Here is a 17814-nt window from a genome sequence, read left to right as displayed (position 1 = left end):
GGCGATGACCGTCAAAGCCAAGGCCGTCAGGATTAACATCCGCGTTCCCCTCATCGCAAGCACCTCCCCAATCTAACGCAAGTAACGCGGCTATTCTAGCACGCGCACATAATAATTTCTAATTTTACCAGGGCAACTTCGCGCCGTTGACGCGCCAGCCGGCGGCCAACGACAAAAATTCAGACGGTGTCGTCGCAAAAAACTCCGGCTTCAGCGGTTTCAACAGATGATCCCCATCGTAACCCCAGCCCACGGCCACGATGGGCAACCCGATTTTTTTCATCGCCACGATATCGCGGACTTCATCGCCCACGTAAACGGATTCCGTTTTCTTCAAGCCTTTTCCAGATAAAAGTTCCTGTGCCGATTCGTTCTTGGCGAAGAACGAATTGGAGGAAAAAACATAAGAAAAATATTGGCCGAGATCGTGCAGCTTTAAGAACGTGCTGACATTGTCCGATGAATTCGAGGTCAGAATACCCAAATTGAAATTTTTCCGAAGCTCCCGAATGGTATCGGCCATGCCGCCGTGAATGGGGATGCGCCCGATCATTTCACTTAACCCGTTGCGCATTTTACGGACAAAAAACGGCAGCCGGAACGTCGAAATCTTGGATTTCTGAATCAGGCCGGTTAATCCCGTATTTCTGACGTCTGAACGTGACAGCCGCGGCAGGCCGTATTCGGAACCGTAATTGTTTAAAAGCTCGATCACGGAATCCAGGCTGTCGGCTAGAACGCCGTCGAAATCGAAAATAATATTCTTGACCATCAGGGATGCGGGCATTATGTCAAATTATCTAAAAACAGTTTGCCGGCGGAGGGAATTGAACCCACACGGTGCCAAGCACCACACGATTTTGAGTCGTGCGCGTCTGCCAGTTCCGCCACGCCGGCGAATAGGAGATTATTTTAACTCTTTGAACTATGGGGCGTAGCGCTCCCAGGAACGCCGGGCTGCGAACCAGGAGACCGCGCAAATAACGGCGGAAAAAAGGGCATGCCCGCCCAGCAAAACGCCGAGCCAGACCCATTCGTAGTAACCCATCGCATAATTCATATAGCGCACTTGGAAAAAGAACCTGATCGGCATGGCAAAGACTGATAAGGTGATGACCATGAAGCCCAGAATGAACACAGCGTAAAGAAACCCGCCGAATGATGTCTCTATTTGGATGATGTTCTCAAAACGCGTTTTGGGGAACGCGGAGCCTACGGCCAAAGACAATACGGACATCACGCAGGATGTCAGAAACGAAGCGGCTAAATAAATCGGAATCAACCGCATATCCGTCCCCAGCAGCCACGGTGACACACAAACCAAAACGGCGCCGATGACGTTTAAAAAAACAAGATTGAAAATAAGTTTCGAACCCAACAGTTCTCGAGAACCCATGGGGCTGGCTTTGATAATCCAGGCATAGTAAAGCTCCAGGCTCGGCTGCGGAAAACAAAACCTCAACGAAATGGCTCCGATAATGAACAGCCCCAGCGCCAAATTGATGAATGAAACGAAATTCTTTAGCTGCGGCGTGTCCATGGGCAGCCGGTAAATGGAAACAAGATAAATCGCGCACACCGCAAGGATGAAGGAAACGTTGGAAAATCGTTGAGAATCGCGCAAAAAAAACCGAATCTCTTTTAACAGCAGCAATCGTCCCAAGGTTTTGGCGCCGGACAACGGCGGCGGGCCGTCGGCGGCGCCGGATTCTTCAGAAATGGAGTCGTGCCCCCCCTCCAAAACTTGGCTCCATTTAGCCAAGGTCAGCACCTTGGTCCCCAAAAAAGCCAGCAGCGCCAGGCTCAGGGCGCCGAACGCGAAGAGAATCCCTGCTGAGAAAACCAGACGATTCCAATCCCCGGCCATATAAGCGCCCATGGCTTCGACGAACCATCGCGACGGCAAGAACGACCCGGCCGGAGCCTGGAGATAAAGAATATATTGGAATACATCCTCCATCTGATCCGGGCGGATCAGACGCTGGGGCAACGTTAAACGAATCCCTGAATAAAGAAACACGAAAACCAAAACTCCGAGAACGCTCAAGAGCTCGGTCAGCTTCCTTCTGGGGAAAACCGCCACGAACAGCGAAGACAAGGCGATGCCGATGGAAGAGGCGCTGATCGAAAAAGGAAAAAATAAAACGAACGCCAGGACCAAAAACCCGTAATCAAGTTCCTTGATTTTGACCAACACCATAAGAAAAGGGAGAAGGACCAGCGTAATCATCCAGCTGGCGTGAATCATGGCTTCGAACGCCTTTTGGAAGAACACCCGGCGTTGATGAATGGGAAACGACAATAACAGCGGCAAATCGCTTGAGCCGAAATGCGTGGCCAGACTGGTGACCATGGCGGAGAGCGCGATGAGCGAAAACGAAGAAAGAAAAGCGATTTCAAAAAGCTTTTTCATCAACAAATGCCCGATGGCCGGCACATTGTCGACGAAAACGAGCGCCCGGTAAAACCACCAATGCAGGCAGCCGATGAGCAAAAGGCCGAACAAGACGATGGAGACGACTTTAAAAAATTCCCAGCGGTTGGCCCTGACCTGACGGGCCCAATTTTTCAACATTTTCAGGCGCGCAACGGTCAGCGCGTCCATATTCAGCCTTCTTTGTCGAGCGTCGCTTTCAGGAACAACTCTTCGAGATTTTCGCCGGAGGAAAGATTGATTTTTCTGGAACGAAGATAATCCTCAAGCTCTTTTTTGGTGCCCATGAATTCAAGATTCCCGGTGTTGATGATGCCGACACGGTGCGCGATCTGCTCGGCGATGGAGAGAACATGGGTAGACAAAAAAATGGCCGCGCCTTGGCGCACGCGTTCCAACAGCAATTCCTTGACCAAACGGATGGACTTGGGATCGAGGCCCACCAAAGGCTCATCCAACACCCAAACCTTGGGCGAACGCATCAGGATGCTCGTAAAAATCACTTTCTGCTTCATGCCGTGGGAAAAACTCTCCAGAAGGCCCTGGGCATGGGCGGCGCGAGCCAAATTAAACAACTCAAGGTACTTCTGGGCTTCCTGGGCCCAATGCCCGTTCAAGCTGTACATGCCCGCGATCAATTCCAGATACTCCCAGGCCGTGAGCTTGGGATAGAGATAAGGCTCATCCGGGATCAAGCCGATTTGCCTCTTGGCTTCCTTCGGATTTTTTTGAATATCCAATCCGTTGATGCGGATGATCCCCTGATCCGGCGCCAGGAGCCCGCATAAAAGCTTGACCGTCGTCGTCTTGCCCGCGCCGTTGGGCCCCAAGAGCGCCACGATCTCCCCCTCCCGGACGCTCAGGGATAAATTGTTCAGCGCTTCAACGCCGCCGTAGCTTTTGCTGACTTTTTGAATTTCAATCAAAAATATTTCCCCCCTCCCCCCAGCTCTTACAAGATTATCAGAGATCGAGGGATTCCACCACCACAAAAATTATTACTGACCGATAAGGGAAAACAACAAACTCCTGGCGACCTGATAATCTCGCCTGCGCTGGGCATACTGCCTCTGGAATCCCAAATACTTCTGCGAGGCCCCAAGCACATCAAGCGAATTCTTAACGCCCCGCCTGTATTCGTCAAGAATGCCGGCCAAGTATTTACTGGATTGTTCAATGAGATTTTCGCCATTGTGGATCAACTCATGAAGATGCCGCATCTCTTCTTTGGCTCTTTTCACCTGGGCTTCGATGGTGAGGGCTGCTTGCGCCCTCTGAAGCTCAAATCCTTTCTGCGCGAGGGAGAATGATCTGGCGTCAGCCCTTGACCGGAACCCGTCAAAGAGAAACATGCGCAGATTGACGCCGACTACCCTGTCATCCCGAAGGGTTTGAGTCAGATAATCCCGGTCTCTGAGGGTGTAGAGCTGATAGGCGCCGTAGAGATCAAGAGAAGGCATCCACCAGCGTTGGGCCTGAAGGCTCTGGGTCTCGATGAGAACGCTTTTGGCGCTTAAAGTCTCAACCAAAGGATTCTCTTTGACCTCAATGGATGCGGCCAGCAGATCATCGTCATGGCCGTGAGGAATATTTTCCGGAGTCGTAAAGCGCGTCGTGATGTCTAGGCCCAGCAGAGGAGCCAGGCTTATCTGGATTAACTGGGCCTCGTGATTTAATGAGGCAATCTCCTCTTTAAGCTGAGTGCGATGAATTTCAAACTCCAAGCGATCCGTCTCAGCGGCAAGCCCGCTTTGGATGCGCCTTTGAGCGGCCTTAAGGTTCCTTTCGTTTTGCTCAAGCGCGGATTCCAAAATGCGGACCATTTCGCGAACGCAGACAATCATCCAATAGAGTTTTCTTGCCTCCAGAAGCTCGGCAGAAAAAACCTTTTTTGCCTCGGCGCCGGCTATCCGGCTTTGACTTTCGCGCCCCTTCTCCTCCAGAGCATCCTTGCCGCCCTGATAAATATTGATCCGGGCTTCCGCTGATCCGTAAGGCTGTGTCGCCGTAGCGTAGCGTCCCGTTTGGAATCGTTCGCTACCGCCTTCGGCTTTGATTTGAGGCCAATAAGAACGCGGCAAATGTCCGCGCCGTGCTTGCGCGGACTCGGCTAGAAGGTTGGCCCCGCGTATGTTTTCATTTTTACCTTGGATCAGCCGGGACAGATCCTCAAAATTGAGTTCCACAATTTCGGATCCACCCACGCCTGCCCCAGCCGGGGCAGGCGACTGGGCCAGCGCTGGCCCAGTCGCCGCTAAAACCGCCAAGAAAGCGACGTAAACTTTCATGGCAGGCTTAGTCCAAGTTATCAAAGGCGGCCAGGAACGTCCTTTCTGTCAATGTAATGTCAATGTTGTAGGGCTTCTTGGCTGGTTTGGCTGGGGTACCGACAAAGGCTCCGTCCTTCAAGGTCAATTCAAACGAAGTTTTTGTGGCCTTCCCTTTTTTAAAAACCTCTACGATGCCTTTGGCTTTATTGTTTAATTTTGACAGGTCCAAAGGTTTCATGTCCTTGTCGTAGAGATAGACCCGCACGGCGCCGTCCTCGGATCGCAGAAGCTCGGCCTTATAGACAAGGGTTGCTTTGGCCCCCTTATTGGCTTCCTTGGCGTCGATGACCGGGGCCAGGACGCCTCCCTGTTTGGGCATGTCGCTGAGCTTAGGACCGTGTCCTTCGTCATGGGCGAACACGATGGCCGCGAGAGCCAACGGCAACATCCAACTCATCATTCGTCGTTTCATTTTTTATTCTCCTCCTCGTCCTGATTTTGAATTACGGCTTGTTCCTTAACCTTAATGGCATGGATCAGCCTCTCGGCCGAAGCTTTGCCGAAACGGTAGAACACGGCCGGGGTAACGATAATGTCTAAAAGCGTTGAGGAAAAAAGCCCTCCTACGATGACCACGGCCACCGGATAAAGAATTTCTTTGCCGGGCTGGCCTTTGGAGAGAAGGAGCGGAATCAAGGCGAGCGCGGCCGAAAGGGCGGTCATCAAGACCGGAACAAGACGCTCAAGCGATCCACGGATGACCATTTTTTCACTGAAGGCTTCCCCTTCTTCTTTCATTAAATGAATGTAGTGGCTGATCATCATAATCCCGTTTCTGGAGGCGATCCCACATAAGGTAATGAAAGCGACCAAAGTGGCCACGGAGAGAATCCCGTCGGTCAAATAGATGGCCGCAATGCTTCCAATTAAAGCCAGGGGCACATTGAGCATAATTTGAAGGGTAAGCGGCACGGAATGGAAATGGATGAACAACACGAAAAAAATCGCAGCCAACGACGCCGCGCCCAAAAAGAGAAGCATTGTCGATGCTTTTTGCTGGCTCTCGAACTGACCGCCGTAGGCGATAAAGTACCCACGCGGGATTTCGACGCGACCGGTGATTTTGGTCCGAATCTCCTCAATCAAGCTTCCTAAATCTCTTCCCTTTGCGTTGGCCGAAACCACGATGCGCCTTTGCATATTTTCCCGGTTGATCATATTAGGGCCGCTGCCTTGATACACCTCAGCCACGTCGCTTACCCTAATCTTGTCGCCCGTAGGCAAAGTCTTAACAAGGGCTTTTTTAATGCCTTCAGGGTCTGATCTTGATTGATCATCAAGCCGCATGAATATGTCAAACAGTTTTTGTTTTTCTATCACCGAGCCCACGGCTTCACCGTTTAAGGCCATCTCCAAATCCTCGGCCAAGGTTCCGGGTCTCAGTCCATAGCGGCTAGACTCCTCGCGGTCTATAGCGATTTTAAGCTGAGGAATGAGCACCAAAGGCTCAAGCTGTAAATCCACGATACCGGGTATTTCCTTCAATACGTTTTCGACCTGGGCTCCCAGTCGTCTTAGCTCCGAGAGGTCCGGACCGAAAATTTTGACCGCAATCTGGGCGCGCACGCCGGATAAGAGGTGATCGAGACGATGGCTGATGGGCTGGCCCACATTGACATAAACGTCGCCTGTTTTCTCCACCTTCTCCCGGATTTCTTGAAGAACTACGGATCGAGGCCGGCCTTTTTCCTTAAAATCCACGTCAATCTCGCTCCAGTGCACGCCTTCCGCATGTTCGTCCATCTCGGCCCGTCCGGTGCGGCGCACCGTGGATTTGACTTCGGGAACGGAAAGCATGGCTTGCTCGATTCTTATGCCTAATTCATCCGAGGCGGCTAGAGATATTCCCGGAGCGGCAGCCACGCCGATCGTGGCTGTCCCCTCATTAAACGCGGGTAGAAACTCCCGGCCCATCCAAGGCAGAAGCGCCAAAGCTCCGGTCAAAAGAGCGCCGCAGCCGGCCAACGCCAGGTAGGGGTGATGAATTGTCCTCTCCAGGATGCGCCGGTCCATGCCTTTCAAAAACCGCACAAGAGAGCCGTCTTGATGGCGGGCTGTGGCCTTGGCTTTGGGCAGAAGGTAAGAACAGAGAACCGGGGTTACCGTCAAAGAAACAATCAAAGAAATGGCCAAAGACACGATATAGGCCGCGCCTAAAGGCGCAAAAAGCCGCCCCTCAATACCGCCCAAAGCGAAAAGAGGCAGAAAAACCAAAACAACGATGACGGTGGAGTAAACAATTGAGTTGCGAACCTCGGATGAAGCCGAGAATATGACCTGGAGCAAATTTTTTTGTCCTGCAGCGCGGGCCTCGCGCAGCCTGCGAAACACGTTTTCCACGTCAACAATGGCGTCATCCACCAGTTCGCCGATAGCGACAGCCAAGCCTCCCAAGGTCATGGTGTTGATGCCCAAGCCCATCAGCTTGAAGGCGATCGCGGTTCCCAAAAGCGAAAGCGGAATAGTGACCAACGTAATGGCCGTAGTTCTTACATTCATGAGAAAAAGAAAAAGAATGATGGCCACCATAATGGCTCCATCGCACAACGCTTCCTCAACGTTGGAAATCGCGGCTTCAATGAATCTAGATTGCTTGAAAAGATCGCCTTCGATACGCACGTCCTTGGGAAGGGTGTTTTGAAGCTCGGCAAGCTCGGCGTCAATAGCCCCGGTAAGCTTGATGGTGTCAGCGCCCGGCTGTTTCTGGATGGTCATGACCACCGCGTGCTTGGCGTTGACGGAGGCCTCTCCGCGCTTTGTCTTGGGACCCAGCTTCACCTCAGCCACGTCTTTAACTCTGACCGGCCGGCCTAAATGTAGGCCGATGGCCGAGTTTTCAATATCTTCAATCGTTTCCACCCGTCCCAAAGGCCGAATCAGAAACTCCTTGCCATCTACATCAATAAATCCTCCTGTCGTGTTCTCGCTGATCTCTGATAAGGCATGCTTTAAGTCTTCAAGCGAAACGCCTTTTTGCTGCAATTTTTCGCTGGAGACGAGTATTTGGTACTGTTTGACTTGGCCTCCCATGACAACCACCTGGCTGATGCCTTGAATGGTCATGAGCCTAGGCCGCACCAGCCAATCCGCGAGCGAGCGTAGTTCCATGTTCGAAACCGTGCCCTGAGGGCTGGTGAGTCCTGCAAACTGAATTTCTCCCATAATCGAACTCACGGGCCCCATGACCGGGGCCATTTCCTCAGGCAACCGCCCGGCTAAAAGCTGGAGCCTTTCTGAAACAAACTGCCGGTTGCGGTAAATGTCGGTTCCCCATTCGAACTCGACGTAGACGATGGAGATGCCGATGCCGGATGAGGATCGAATCCTGGTTACCCCGGGAGTTCCGTTTAAGACGGACTCGATGGGAAGCGTGACCAGGGTTTCAACCTCCTCAGGAGCCAATCCATGCGCCTCGGTTAGAACCGTGACCGTCGGACGGTTTAAGTCGGGGAAAACGTCCACGGGAAGATTTTTGGCGACCCAAGCTCCATAAAAAAGAACGGCTGCGGCCGCAAGCAGCACGGCACGCCTATTGTTGAGAGAAAGTCGAATGATAGCGTTAAGCATTTTTACTCCTATCGTCAGACATCTTTTAAGATTGCATCAGCATGCACCCTGAAACGATGCCGGCGCGCGAACGACAACGGCAAACTGACTTGAATGGTGCTTTAAGACAGAGAAACTCTGCCCGAAGGTTTAGGCTGGAGGCGCCCGTCCGGTCGGCGGCGAGTCTAAAAGAAAAGCGTGTCGGTTATCAGGTGGACCGATCCCCCCTAACCTGACGCTATGTTGAACCGGATTTTTTCTATTAAGAAAAAAAGAATCGCCAGAAACATTTTGGAATTTATCCTCGGGCTTCTCAATTTTGAAGGATTGCGGCGCAATGCTTGACACCGATAAAAATTCGGCGATTTCGTGATGATGACCGTTGCGATCGTCCTTGTGCTCATGGTTGTGAGCGTGTCCATCATGCTGATGTCGGTGCGCACGCTCAAAAACATGGCCCACGGCATGAAAAAAGACGGGCATTCGTGGCCCTGAAAAGAAAACAACGAGAGCAAACGATGCCGTCAATTTTCGCATAAAGACTTTTTTCATCAGCCGCAGTAAGCGTAACATACGACAACAGTTTCCGCTACCACTGATCCTCCCTTGGCTGCAAGTTGCTGGAGCACGACAAGTTGGCCGGGCCGGTCAAGCCCTGGCATCCAAACGAATCAAATCTTGGTTTTGGTGGTAAAGGAATAGGAACAAAAGCAGATAATCCCTTAGATGCCTAGTAAGAAGGAAATTTTGCTTTACGTGCTCACGGCCATTTTCTCCCAACTTTTTTGCGTAACTTGGCTCTTGAAGCAGTTGTTTGAGCCGATAGGCGCAACCATCGATAGAATGGACCAGAATACCGGAATATTTATGAGTGATCTGAAGGGGAATGCCGCCTGCAGCGCCGGCAATAACGGGTTTGCCTTTCCACAAAGCCTCGGTTACCGTTAAACCAAAACCCTCCCGAATAGATTTCTGAAGGATCACGGTTGACGCCCGCTGAATGGCATTGATTTCCAAATGCTTGTCCGAGGAAAGCATGAGAACCATGATATCGGCGTCTTTCTTAGCTTTCTCCCGGGCACGCTCGTAAACTTCAATACCCTCTGGGTCATCCGTAGCGCCGCCTCCCACCAAAAGAAGCCTCGCTTCCACATAAGGCTTGATCTTTTGAAAAGCCTCAATGACGCCCAGGGGATCTTTTAAACGGTCAAATCTGGAGACCTGGGTGACAAGAGGTTTGTCTGTTGGAATATTAAGGCCCTCAAGAATAGTTTTCACCTCTTGCTGGCTTAACTCTCTGTTTTTGTCGCTCAGGGGGTCGATAGAAGGTGAGATTAAAATTTGCGGGATGCGAAGCTGTTGTGCGAATGCCGGCGCTGAAAAAACACAGGCATCATAATCTTCCACATAGGGCTTAAGAAAATCCCAGACTTGCGGGTTAGGTTGAGATAAATCAACATGGCAGCGCCAGATCCAGCGATTTTTCAAAGTCTTTCTCTTTTTAACCAAGGCCGCCGGCTGAAGGTCGTGAATGAAGACGATGTCGGAGTCCAAATTCATCTGGGCTAAATTCTGATCCAACGTATCCTCATAAATTTGATAATCCGCAGGCCCAACCTCTTGATGATCGCCATGCAGGGCATTGTGGAATTTTTTAGTTACCGCGTAGAAAGCCTCGCCTCCTTTGATCAGTTCCCAGCGAGATTCCATCCCGAGCTCGCAAAAAAGCGGCACCATGCGGTTTAAAATTTCAGCCACTCCGCCGCCGACGGCCGTTGAATTAACATGAACCAAGGATTTTCCTTTAAGACGCTCGGCTAAAAGATAAATCTCCTCCACCGTGTCTTGCCCGACGACACCTTCGTAATCCTTAAGGCGCGGCACGGGGAATCTCCTTTAATCTCTGCTCCATGAAGCCGATAATCCGGACGCGCAATCCTTCCAGAGTTTGGGTGTAAGGATCAAAACCGGCTATTTTCTTGGCCAGCTCTTTCTCGGCAAGTTGGTTGTCAAGCCAATAGGAAAAATCATTAATGCCCAGAGGGGGCCTCAGTCTTGCCTCAAAAATGTGCAGGTAGAGGCTAGAAATGCTGACTTTCTTAAGGCATGAGACAAATTCACCCAAATCCCACGCCTGGTAAGGCGTGGGCAGGGAAAACCGGACGGCCTGCATGAAATGAAATTCCTCGCCCTCCGGGGGGGCCTGGCGATCGTTGTTGTTTTCTTTAAGAGATTCTTCCAGAACGCGTACGAAAGCCGCTCTCAGATCACTTAAGGTGTTGAACTGAACGGTGTCGATGGCGGCCAAACGCTCTCCCAGTTTTTTATTCTGCAGCATGTTGGTTACCCAGTAGGCAAAATCATTGGGAGGCTCGGGAACTAGGTATTGATGTTGCTGCAGGAAGCGATGGGTATGGTAGTAGACAACGGTCTCGGGGACTGTTTTGAGGCTCTCCAGAAGCTCTTGAAGATTTTTAGCCTTGATGCCTGTCATGGATGTCAGGCTAAGCCTGGTGAAAAAATGAAAGGGTTCTTTGGCGCGGGCGGTCACGGATGGATCCCGCCAATTTCTTCGATGAGCTTTGAAATTCGATTTTGGAGTTCGTCGTAAAGCTCTTGATAAAGATCCAACGGGCCATCCATAGGGTCCGCCAATTCCCACCGAAGGGTTTTTTGGGCAACGACCGGCAAATGCTTCGATAAGCAGCTGATATCGACTAGATAGTCCCATGAATGATCGGAAAGTTGAGCAAAACCTATCGGCTTAGCTTGGGTCATGGCAAGCCCATGTTTGCCAAGAATTTGAGCGGCTTTAGGATCAACCTGCGAGGAGGGGCGAATCCCGGCGCTGGCTATGATCCAGGAGTCAGGCGCCGATTTTTTACAAATGGCTTGCGCAATCTGGCTTCGACAGGCATTGTGAATACAGACAAACAATATCGAAGGCATATCTTATCCTCCCTTAGCTGCCGGTTGCTGGGGCAGACGAATTTGAGCTAGTTCGGTGATCAAATTTCCCGCCCATCGGTAAATGTTATTTTCTTTCAAGGTTTCCCGCATCCTGCGCATGCGGTTTGCTTTCTCCTCCGAATCCATTTCCAAAGCAAGACGGATGGCCTGAGCCATCTGATCTATGTCATAAGGATTAACGAGCAAGGCGTCGCGCAACTCGCGGGAGGCCCCGGCGAAACGGCTTAAGATCAAGACGCCGCCGGAATCCTCGCGCGCGGCAACAAACTCTTTGGCGACCAGATTCATGCCGTCATGAAGGGATGTGACTAAACACACATCGGCATTTTGATAGAAGGGAAGAATCTCCTGGTGGCTGTGGTGTTTTTTTAAGAAAACGATGGGTTTCCAGTCCTTTGTCTTAAATTTCCAGTTAACGCGATCGGCCTCGGTTTCCACTTCAGCCATAAATTCGTTGTAGCGCTTGATGTGGGTGCGGCTGGGCGCGCCCAAGAGCACGAAAGTAAATTCACTTTGATAGCTGGGGTATTTCTCGAGGAAACGTTCGATGGCCCTAAAGCGCTCCAGGATTCCCTTGGTGTAATCCATCCGCTCCACCCCAACGCCGAGATATTTGATTTTGATTCCCAGTTCTTTAAAAAGCGCGGCGCGATCCATCTTGGCTTTATCTTGGGAACCGATATCCCCAAAAACCGAAGGGAAGGCCACGCTGATTGGGAAGGGTTTGGTCAAGGTGGTGTGATTTTCTTTTTGAACGGCGAAACGCGCCCAATCAATGCGGGACTCCAAAGCGCGGTCCACTGTATCCAAAAAATTATTGCAATAGAACTGAGTCTGGAAGCCAACAAGATCGGCTCCCAGCATGCCGTAGAGAAGCTCTCTCTGCCAGGGGCAAATCCCGAAGGATTCAGGGTTGGGCCAGGGGATATGCCAAAAAAGAGCCACTCTTGCGTCGGGCCGCTTTTCTTTAAGCAATCGGGGAAGAAGGGCAAAATGATAATCCTGAACCAAAACGCAGGGCTCATCAACTTGGGCGATCTCCTCTAAAAGAGCCTCGGCAAACTTCTGATTGGCTTTTTGATAGGCCTGCCAATCTTCCGGCCGGAATATCGGCCTTGTATGGGCGATGTGGCATAGAGGCCAAATTCCCTCATTGGAAAATCCATAGTAATATCCGTCTTCCTCTTCTTTGGTCAAGGCTACCCTTCGCAACGTGTAAAGAGGGTCATCCGGAGGCACGCTGATTCTGTTTTGCTCATCCACGACATCCCAGTCAGCGTCGCCCGCGCCATGAGCGATCCAAGTCCCTCCGCAGGCGCGCAGGACAGGATCTAAAGCCGTCACCATGCCTCCAGCGGGAACAATGACTTGAGTGGCGCGACCCTGTTTGATATGCATGTACGGCTCGCGGTTGGAAACAACGAACAGAGGCTTGCCGTCCAGCTTGGACCGAACATGCTCTTTGAGCCTATCCGGCGTCCATACCGCCTCGGCGGATTGGCGCAAGCGTGCCTCTTCTTCAACGGCCATTTTGGCTTGCTGCAAGTGTTTGGCAAAAGTGGCAACTTCACGGGTCATCGGGGCGAATAGGCCTTCCCTGGGCAGCTTGGATGATTCAAGGTCGGTTCCCAATCTCAACTGCTTCATCCACTCCGCCATCTGGGCAATAGGGCCGCCCACGCTCCAACGCACAAGCAAAAGCGTGACAAGGGAAATCAAAATGGTCTGGATCAACACGCGCCAGAAGGTGCGCCGCCAGATTGAGCCAAGATGGGCCTGGATATAGGCGGCATCATGGAATAAAACCAAAGCGCCTGACACCTGGCCCTTCTCTATGCCCAAAGGAAGGCTGTAGATATGCATCTCTTTATTGTCGATGCGCCCAAATTGACCTACGTCTATTTTCTTCTCCATTGATTCCCGAACAACCGAGGGCGCTGTCGGCAGGACAGATGTCAAATGGGAGGTTACAGCCAGAGGGCCGGCATTGAGGTCATAGATGGCCACCCCGGCCAGACGCTCCCTATTGCCGAATTTTTCAACCAATCGCTCGATTGTTTTGGAAGGGCCCTTCCTCAAATGAGGCTCGATGGCTTCTTGCAAACTTTCGGCCAGCAAACGCGATCGGCGCTCCAATTCATCCTGTTGCTTGGCTCTCTCTTGGCGGACATGAAGATAAGCGGAAAAAAAGGCCACAGAGGCCACAACAATAACAAGTGCGGTGATGAAACGATATGTGATACGCATATCCCTATAAACTAAAAAACCATCCTATGCACCTTTCGATGCCTAAGATGGCGGCCCGACCATCCGAAAACCTCTAGAAATTCGTTTCTAGACCCTTGAACTCAACAATTCTACTCATTCTTGCAAGGCGGATCAAAAATGCCTTTCTTACGGCCGGCACTTGCGGCAAGGGGCCAGACCTCGATCAAAGGCTTTGCCGCGATCAGCGACTTGGATGCGGTTTCTCTTGCCGATTTTTTTGGCGAATTCGCAAGATGGCCGGTGAAAGGCGCGGCCGCGCGCCGAAAACACATACGATGACTCCGGATCCACAGGCACGCCCCAAAGCCCGGCTTTCTCTTCCCTGGCTCGACGCTGAAACTTCACGAACTGTTCCGTATGCTTCAAATTAGGCGGGATCGTATACACGTAAGCGTAACCCTGTTTCAGGAGCTCGGCGTTGACGAACGTTCCGTCCTTTAAATAGACATAAGCCAAATGCCGTCCATAGGCGTCGGTTTTCTCAATATCGTATTCGAGCCGTATCTTGCGGCCGGCGACCATGCTGCGATTAAAATCCGTGGCTTCCTGGTAATAAGGCCGGTCTTTTTCAGGGGTGTCGACGCCGATATAACGAACGCGCGTTCCATCGCTGAGAATGATCGTGTCGCCGTCGATGGCTTCCCGCACGATAGGCCCACGCTGACACGAAGCCAGCGCCATCGCGAAAAAAATCAGTAGCGATCGATTTAAGCGAAACAAACGCTTTCTTGGCGCGCTTCGCGGCGCGTGATTTCGCCGATAGGAACAACTTGGTCGCCCAGGCGCCGGGCCAGCTTAGGCCAGCTTTCTTGACCGATCACAGCGACCAAACCGATGCCCATATTCCAGACTCCGCAGGCCTCTTGATGATTAAGGTTCGACTTTTTCTGCAAATACCCGAACACGGAAGGGACGGGCCAGGACCCCCAGCGAAGAACGGCCCGGCAGTTTTCATTCATGGCTCTGGGCAATTTCTCAATAAAGCCGCCGCCGGTGATATGGGCCAATGAACGGATCATCCCCTTTGTTTTTTGATCGGCCAGCAACGGCCTGATCTCTCGCTCGTAAAGCCGCGTAGGAGCCAACAGCTCTTTTGCCCTGGCTCTGACTTCGGAACCCGTCAAAATTTTTCGGATCAGGGAAAAACCGTTGGCATGCGGCCCGGCCGAAGGCCACCCCACAAGAACATCGCCCGGCCTTATTTTGCGGGGGTTAAGGCCATGATCGGCAATGGTGCCGGTCAAAAAACAGGCGACGTCATAAACTTCGGGCCGGTGAAAAAGCCCCGGCAATTCGGCTGTTTCCCCGCCCACAAGCCGCGCTCCGAGAACATCCAACGCTTTGTTAAGGCCGTGAAGCACTTGTCCGAACACGCGTCTGTTCAACCGGCCCTGGGCGTAATAATCCAGGCACCACATGGGCCGGGCGCCCACGCACAGAAGATCGTTGGCGTTCATGGCCACGGCATCCCAACCGCTGATCCAATTGAGCCCCGACGCGCGCAGCAATTCAACCTTAGTGCCCACGCCGTCTGCTGAGAAGGCCAGGCGAAAACCATCGAAAGAAACGACGCTGGCAAAATGAGAAATCGGTTGTTTTGTTTGGCGGGCGATATCCTTTAACAGAGCATGCGCGCTGGAGAGATGGACGCCGCTGGCGCCGTAACCGACTTTCATGGCGAGGGTTTTAGGGCTTACCCCGCCGGTTCCAGATAACGCGAGCCCGGCGAAGTCAGAGGGACGCCGTTTTTACAAAGCTGGCAATTTTCGGGCGTGTACAGCTCGAGCGGATAACTGATCAAAGAACGAAAGGGAACGTCCAAGCTGGGAGTGGTGACGGTTCTGTCCACAATTGCGGCGACGCCGACGACTTTGCCGCCGTATTGACGCGCCAAGTTCACGACCTCCCCGGTCGATCGCCCGGTGGTCAACACATCCTCGACCACCAAAATTTTTTCCCCGCGTTCGATATGAAAATCGCGGCGCAAAGACATGGACCCGCCCGTGCGTTCGGTAAAAATAGCGCGGCATTTTTTGACGCGCGCGACTTCCTGGCCGATCACCACCGCGCCCATGGCCGGAGAGCAAACGCAATCGATCTCAGCAGGGAATTTAGCCGCCATGGCCTTGGCGATTTTGTTGGAGATATGCGGGTATTGAAGAAGAAGGGCGGTCTGAATGTAACTGGATGAGTGCATGCCCGACGATAAACGGAAATGCCCTGATAAAAGCGCGCCGTGCTCCCCCAACAGTCCCACAAAGTCGAATTTTCCTAGTTTGCCCATTTGCTTATGCCTCCCTATTTCTAAGATATAACAAAATTAACGCTCGGCCGTGGCCGCCGCGCCCAGCAAAGCTTCCAGCCGCTCGCGCGGATCCTCGGCTTCATAAATATCCCGGCCCACGATCAAATAATCCGCGCCCCCGGCCAAAGCCGCGGCCGGAGTCACGACGCGTTTTTGATCGAGATCCTTTTTTGGATTGGCGTCGAGCCGGACGCCGGGGACAAGGGTCAAAAATTCCCTGCCGCAGGCCTTGCGGATCACCGCTGTTTCATCCCCCGAACAAACGACTCCGTCCAAACCCGCGTCCTCGGCCAACACGGCCAATTTTTTAACCTCGGCCTCCACGGTACGATTGATGCCCACGCGATAGAGGTCTTTCTCCCTTAAACTGGTCAAAACAGTGACGCCAAAGAGCATCGGGCGATGAGCCGCGGCGTCGCGCTCGCTGACCGCGGTCGTCAACATCGCATAGCCTCCCAACGTATGCAGCGTCACCCCCCAAATGCTTTCCGATCCCGGCGCCCTCAGCAACGCCGCGAGGCTGGCCTTGACCGTGTTGGGAATATCATGAAACTTAAAATCAATCATCACGCGCGCCCCTTCTCCGGCGAAAAATTTCAGGCACTCGGAGCCCCATTCAAGCCACAGGACCGGGCCGACCTTGTAAATCCCGGCCAAATCACGGGTCCGAGACACAATCTCTTTGGCCCGCGCCGGCGTGACATCCAAGGCCACGACCAGTTTGTTTTTGACGTCCATACCGGCCCGGGGACTCTTCATCAAGCGTAACGCTCCGCGTGAATGCCCACGGCCTCGCGAATGTTTTTAAAGCCGTGTTGAGCGAGCTGCGATGAAAGCATCCGTGAAATCCGACGAATCAGCGAAGGCCCGCTGAAAACAAAACCACTGAACATCTGAATCAACGAAGCTCCGGCGGTGATGCGCTGCCAGGCGTCTTCCGGAGTCAATATGCCGCCCACGCCGATGACCGGCACTTCTCCCTTGAGCGAGGCATAAAGCCTGGCCGTGGTCTTTAAGGCCGCGGCCTTCAACGGCAAGCCGGAGAGGCCGCCCTGCGGGGTCGCCATTGTATTGGTGGCGATCACGCCGTCAACACCGGAATCGCGCAAAACCTCGGCCAATGTTTCGATTTCTCCCTTGTTTAGAGTCGGAGAAATCTTAACAAAAAGGGGTTTGCCGACGCGGCCCAGCCTTAAGCCGATGTCCCGGCTCGAACGCTTCAAGGCGCCAAGCATCTCCCGGAGAAAATCAGGGCGCCCCATCAAAAATCCGCGCGGGGTATTGGGCGAGCTCACATTGACGGAAAAAAAAGCGGCATAGGGATAAAACAGCTCCATCATCCTGACGGCCTCGGGCATCAGCCGCTCAGGCGGCGAGAACAACATTTTCCCCAAACTCAAGCCCAATATCGGGCCGCCCAAATGCGGCAACTTTTGAAGGCGGCCGCGCACCGAATCAGCCCCGTCATTGGCAAAGCCGACCCGGTTGATAATCCATTGGTCCCGGTGGCTGCGGAAAATCCTGGGCTTGGGATGACCTGATTCCGGCCAACAGGTTACGGTGCCGAGCTCAAGAAATCCGAAGCCCAAGCTGGACAAGGCCAGGGGCACGCGCGCATTTTTATCCCAGCCCGCCGCCAACCCGATCGGGTTTGGAAAATCCAAATCAGCCACACGGGTATTTAATTCCGGATGAACGAAGGCATGGCGGCCGTAACAGGCTTTCAGCAGCCCCAAAACCGGCGGGACACTTTGGCAAACGGATAAAAAACGCAGCGCCGCCTCATGGGCTGTTTCCGCATCGAGCAAATCAAGGCAGGGCAAGAGCATCCATCTGATTAGAACAAAACAAAAATGACTCTAATATAGGCAGGATTGAGGCTGATCAATGACAATAGGACTTTAGTCCTATATTAACTAAGGTCTAAAGTCCTGAGATTTTGGATAGAAGCCATGGTAAAT

At 52.5% G+C, this 17814-nt stretch carries 15 protein-coding genes and 1 tRNA gene; all 16 read right to left on the bottom strand.

Features of this window, described 5'->3' with window-relative positions; translation table 11 throughout:
* Positions 1-124: 124 nt before the first annotated feature.
* The gene (locus tag HYT79_02120; protein ID MBI2069372.1) at positions 125-787 is read right to left on the bottom strand and encodes an HAD-IA family hydrolase; all 663 of its coding nucleotides are present in this window, start codon (positions 785-787) and stop codon (positions 125-127) included.
* Positions 788-812: 25 nt separating this feature from the next.
* Positions 813-897, bottom strand: a tRNA-Leu gene (locus tag HYT79_02115).
* A gap of 28 nt (positions 898-925) precedes the next feature.
* Positions 926-2605 carry a hypothetical protein gene (locus tag HYT79_02110; protein MBI2069371.1) on the bottom strand — a complete coding sequence of 560 codons (1680 nt, stop codon included), beginning with the start codon at positions 2603-2605 and terminating at the stop codon, positions 926-928.
* 2 nt (positions 2606-2607) lie between these two features.
* The gene (locus HYT79_02105; GenBank protein MBI2069370.1) at positions 2608-3360 is read right to left on the bottom strand and encodes an ABC transporter ATP-binding protein; all 753 of its coding nucleotides are present in this window, start codon (positions 3358-3360) and stop codon (positions 2608-2610) included.
* Positions 3361-3432: 72 nt separating this feature from the next.
* Positions 3433-4722: a TolC family protein gene (locus tag HYT79_02100; protein MBI2069369.1), complete on the bottom strand. Its 1290-nt coding sequence runs from the start codon at positions 4720-4722 to the stop codon at positions 3433-3435.
* Positions 4723-4729: 7 nt separating this feature from the next.
* Positions 4730-5176 carry a hypothetical protein gene (locus HYT79_02095; protein MBI2069368.1) on the bottom strand — a complete coding sequence of 149 codons (447 nt, stop codon included), beginning with the start codon at positions 5174-5176 and terminating at the stop codon, positions 4730-4732.
* The gene (locus HYT79_02090) at positions 5173-8331 is read right to left on the bottom strand and encodes an efflux RND transporter permease subunit (protein ID MBI2069367.1); all 3159 of its coding nucleotides are present in this window, start codon (positions 8329-8331) and stop codon (positions 5173-5175) included. The genes HYT79_02095 and HYT79_02090 overlap by 4 nt, the downstream gene beginning before the upstream one ends.
* 627 nt (positions 8332-8958) lie before the next feature.
* Positions 8959-10194 (bottom strand): glycosyltransferase, encoded by a 1236-nt coding sequence (locus HYT79_02085; GenBank protein MBI2069366.1) that lies wholly within the window; start codon positions 10192-10194, stop codon positions 8959-8961.
* Entirely contained in the window at positions 10181-10861 is a 681-nt protein-coding gene (locus HYT79_02080) for a hypothetical protein (GenBank protein ID MBI2069365.1), read from the bottom strand. Before HYT79_02080 ends, HYT79_02085 begins: the two co-directional genes overlap by 14 nt.
* Complete coding sequence (locus HYT79_02075) at positions 10858-11259, bottom strand: low molecular weight phosphatase family protein (protein ID MBI2069364.1); 402 nt, start codon at positions 11257-11259, stop codon at positions 10858-10860. Before HYT79_02075 ends, HYT79_02080 begins: the two co-directional genes overlap by 4 nt.
* A 3-nt stretch (positions 11260-11262) precedes the next feature.
* On the bottom strand, positions 11263-13527 hold the full coding sequence (locus HYT79_02070) for a trehalose-6-phosphate synthase (GenBank protein ID MBI2069363.1): 2265 nt from the start codon (positions 13525-13527) through the stop codon (positions 11263-11265).
* Between the two features lie 147 nt (positions 13528-13674).
* Positions 13675-14229: a thermonuclease family protein gene (locus HYT79_02065; GenBank protein MBI2069362.1), complete on the bottom strand. Its 555-nt coding sequence runs from the start codon at positions 14227-14229 to the stop codon at positions 13675-13677.
* 26 nt (positions 14230-14255) lie between these two features.
* On the bottom strand, positions 14256-15224 hold the full coding sequence (gene purM / locus HYT79_02060) for a phosphoribosylformylglycinamidine cyclo-ligase (GenBank protein ID MBI2069361.1): 969 nt from the start codon (positions 15222-15224) through the stop codon (positions 14256-14258).
* A 17-nt stretch (positions 15225-15241) separates the two neighbouring features.
* Positions 15242-15832, bottom strand: a complete 591-nt coding sequence (locus tag HYT79_02055; protein ID MBI2069360.1) for an orotate phosphoribosyltransferase — start codon at positions 15830-15832, stop codon at positions 15242-15244.
* Between the two features lie 36 nt (positions 15833-15868).
* Positions 15869-16612 (bottom strand): orotidine-5'-phosphate decarboxylase, encoded by a 744-nt coding sequence (pyrF, locus tag HYT79_02050; protein MBI2069359.1) that lies wholly within the window; start codon positions 16610-16612, stop codon positions 15869-15871.
* Positions 16612-17682 (bottom strand): quinone-dependent dihydroorotate dehydrogenase, encoded by a 1071-nt coding sequence (locus tag HYT79_02045; GenBank protein ID MBI2069358.1) that lies wholly within the window; start codon positions 17680-17682, stop codon positions 16612-16614. Before HYT79_02045 ends, pyrF begins: the two co-directional genes overlap by 1 nt.
* Between the last annotated feature and the right edge of the window lie 132 nt (positions 17683-17814).

It is taken from the genome of Elusimicrobiota bacterium, from assembly GCA_016180815.1.
Taxonomy (GTDB): Bacteria; Elusimicrobiota; Elusimicrobia; order JACQPE01; family JACQPE01; genus JACPAN01.
This window is presented reverse-complemented; position numbering and strand designations above follow the sequence as displayed.

Coding starts and splice junctions, on each gene's coding strand:
- HYT79_02120 (MBI2069372.1), bottom strand. CDS start 787: ATGCCCGCATCCCTGATGGTCAAGAATATTATTTTCGATTTCGACGGC.
- HYT79_02065 (MBI2069362.1), bottom strand. CDS start 14,229: ATGGCGCTGGCTTCGTGTCAGCGTGGGCCTATCGTGCGGGAAGCCATC.
- purM (MBI2069361.1), bottom strand. CDS start 15,224: ATGAAAGTCGGTTACGGCGCCAGCGGCGTCCATCTCTCCAGCGCGCAT.
- pyrF (MBI2069359.1), bottom strand. CDS start 16,612: ATGAAGAGTCCCCGGGCCGGTATGGACGTCAAAAACAAACTGGTCGTG.
- HYT79_02075 (MBI2069364.1), bottom strand. CDS start 11,259: ATGCCTTCGATATTGTTTGTCTGTATTCACAATGCCTGTCGAAGCCAG.
- HYT79_02095 (MBI2069368.1), bottom strand. CDS start 5,176: ATGAAACGACGAATGATGAGTTGGATGTTGCCGTTGGCTCTCGCGGCC.
- HYT79_02045 (MBI2069358.1), bottom strand. CDS start 17,682: ATGCTCTTGCCCTGCCTTGATTTGCTCGATGCGGAAACAGCCCATGAG.
- HYT79_02070 (MBI2069363.1), bottom strand. CDS start 13,527: ATGCGTATCACATATCGTTTCATCACCGCACTTGTTATTGTTGTGGCC.
- HYT79_02100 (MBI2069369.1), bottom strand. CDS start 4,722: ATGAAAGTTTACGTCGCTTTCTTGGCGGTTTTAGCGGCGACTGGGCCA.
- HYT79_02055 (MBI2069360.1), bottom strand. CDS start 15,832: ATGGGCAAACTAGGAAAATTCGACTTTGTGGGACTGTTGGGGGAGCAC.
- HYT79_02110 (MBI2069371.1), bottom strand. CDS start 2,605: ATGGACGCGCTGACCGTTGCGCGCCTGAAAATGTTGAAAAATTGGGCC.
- HYT79_02090 (MBI2069367.1), bottom strand. CDS start 8,331: ATGCTTAACGCTATCATTCGACTTTCTCTCAACAATAGGCGTGCCGTG.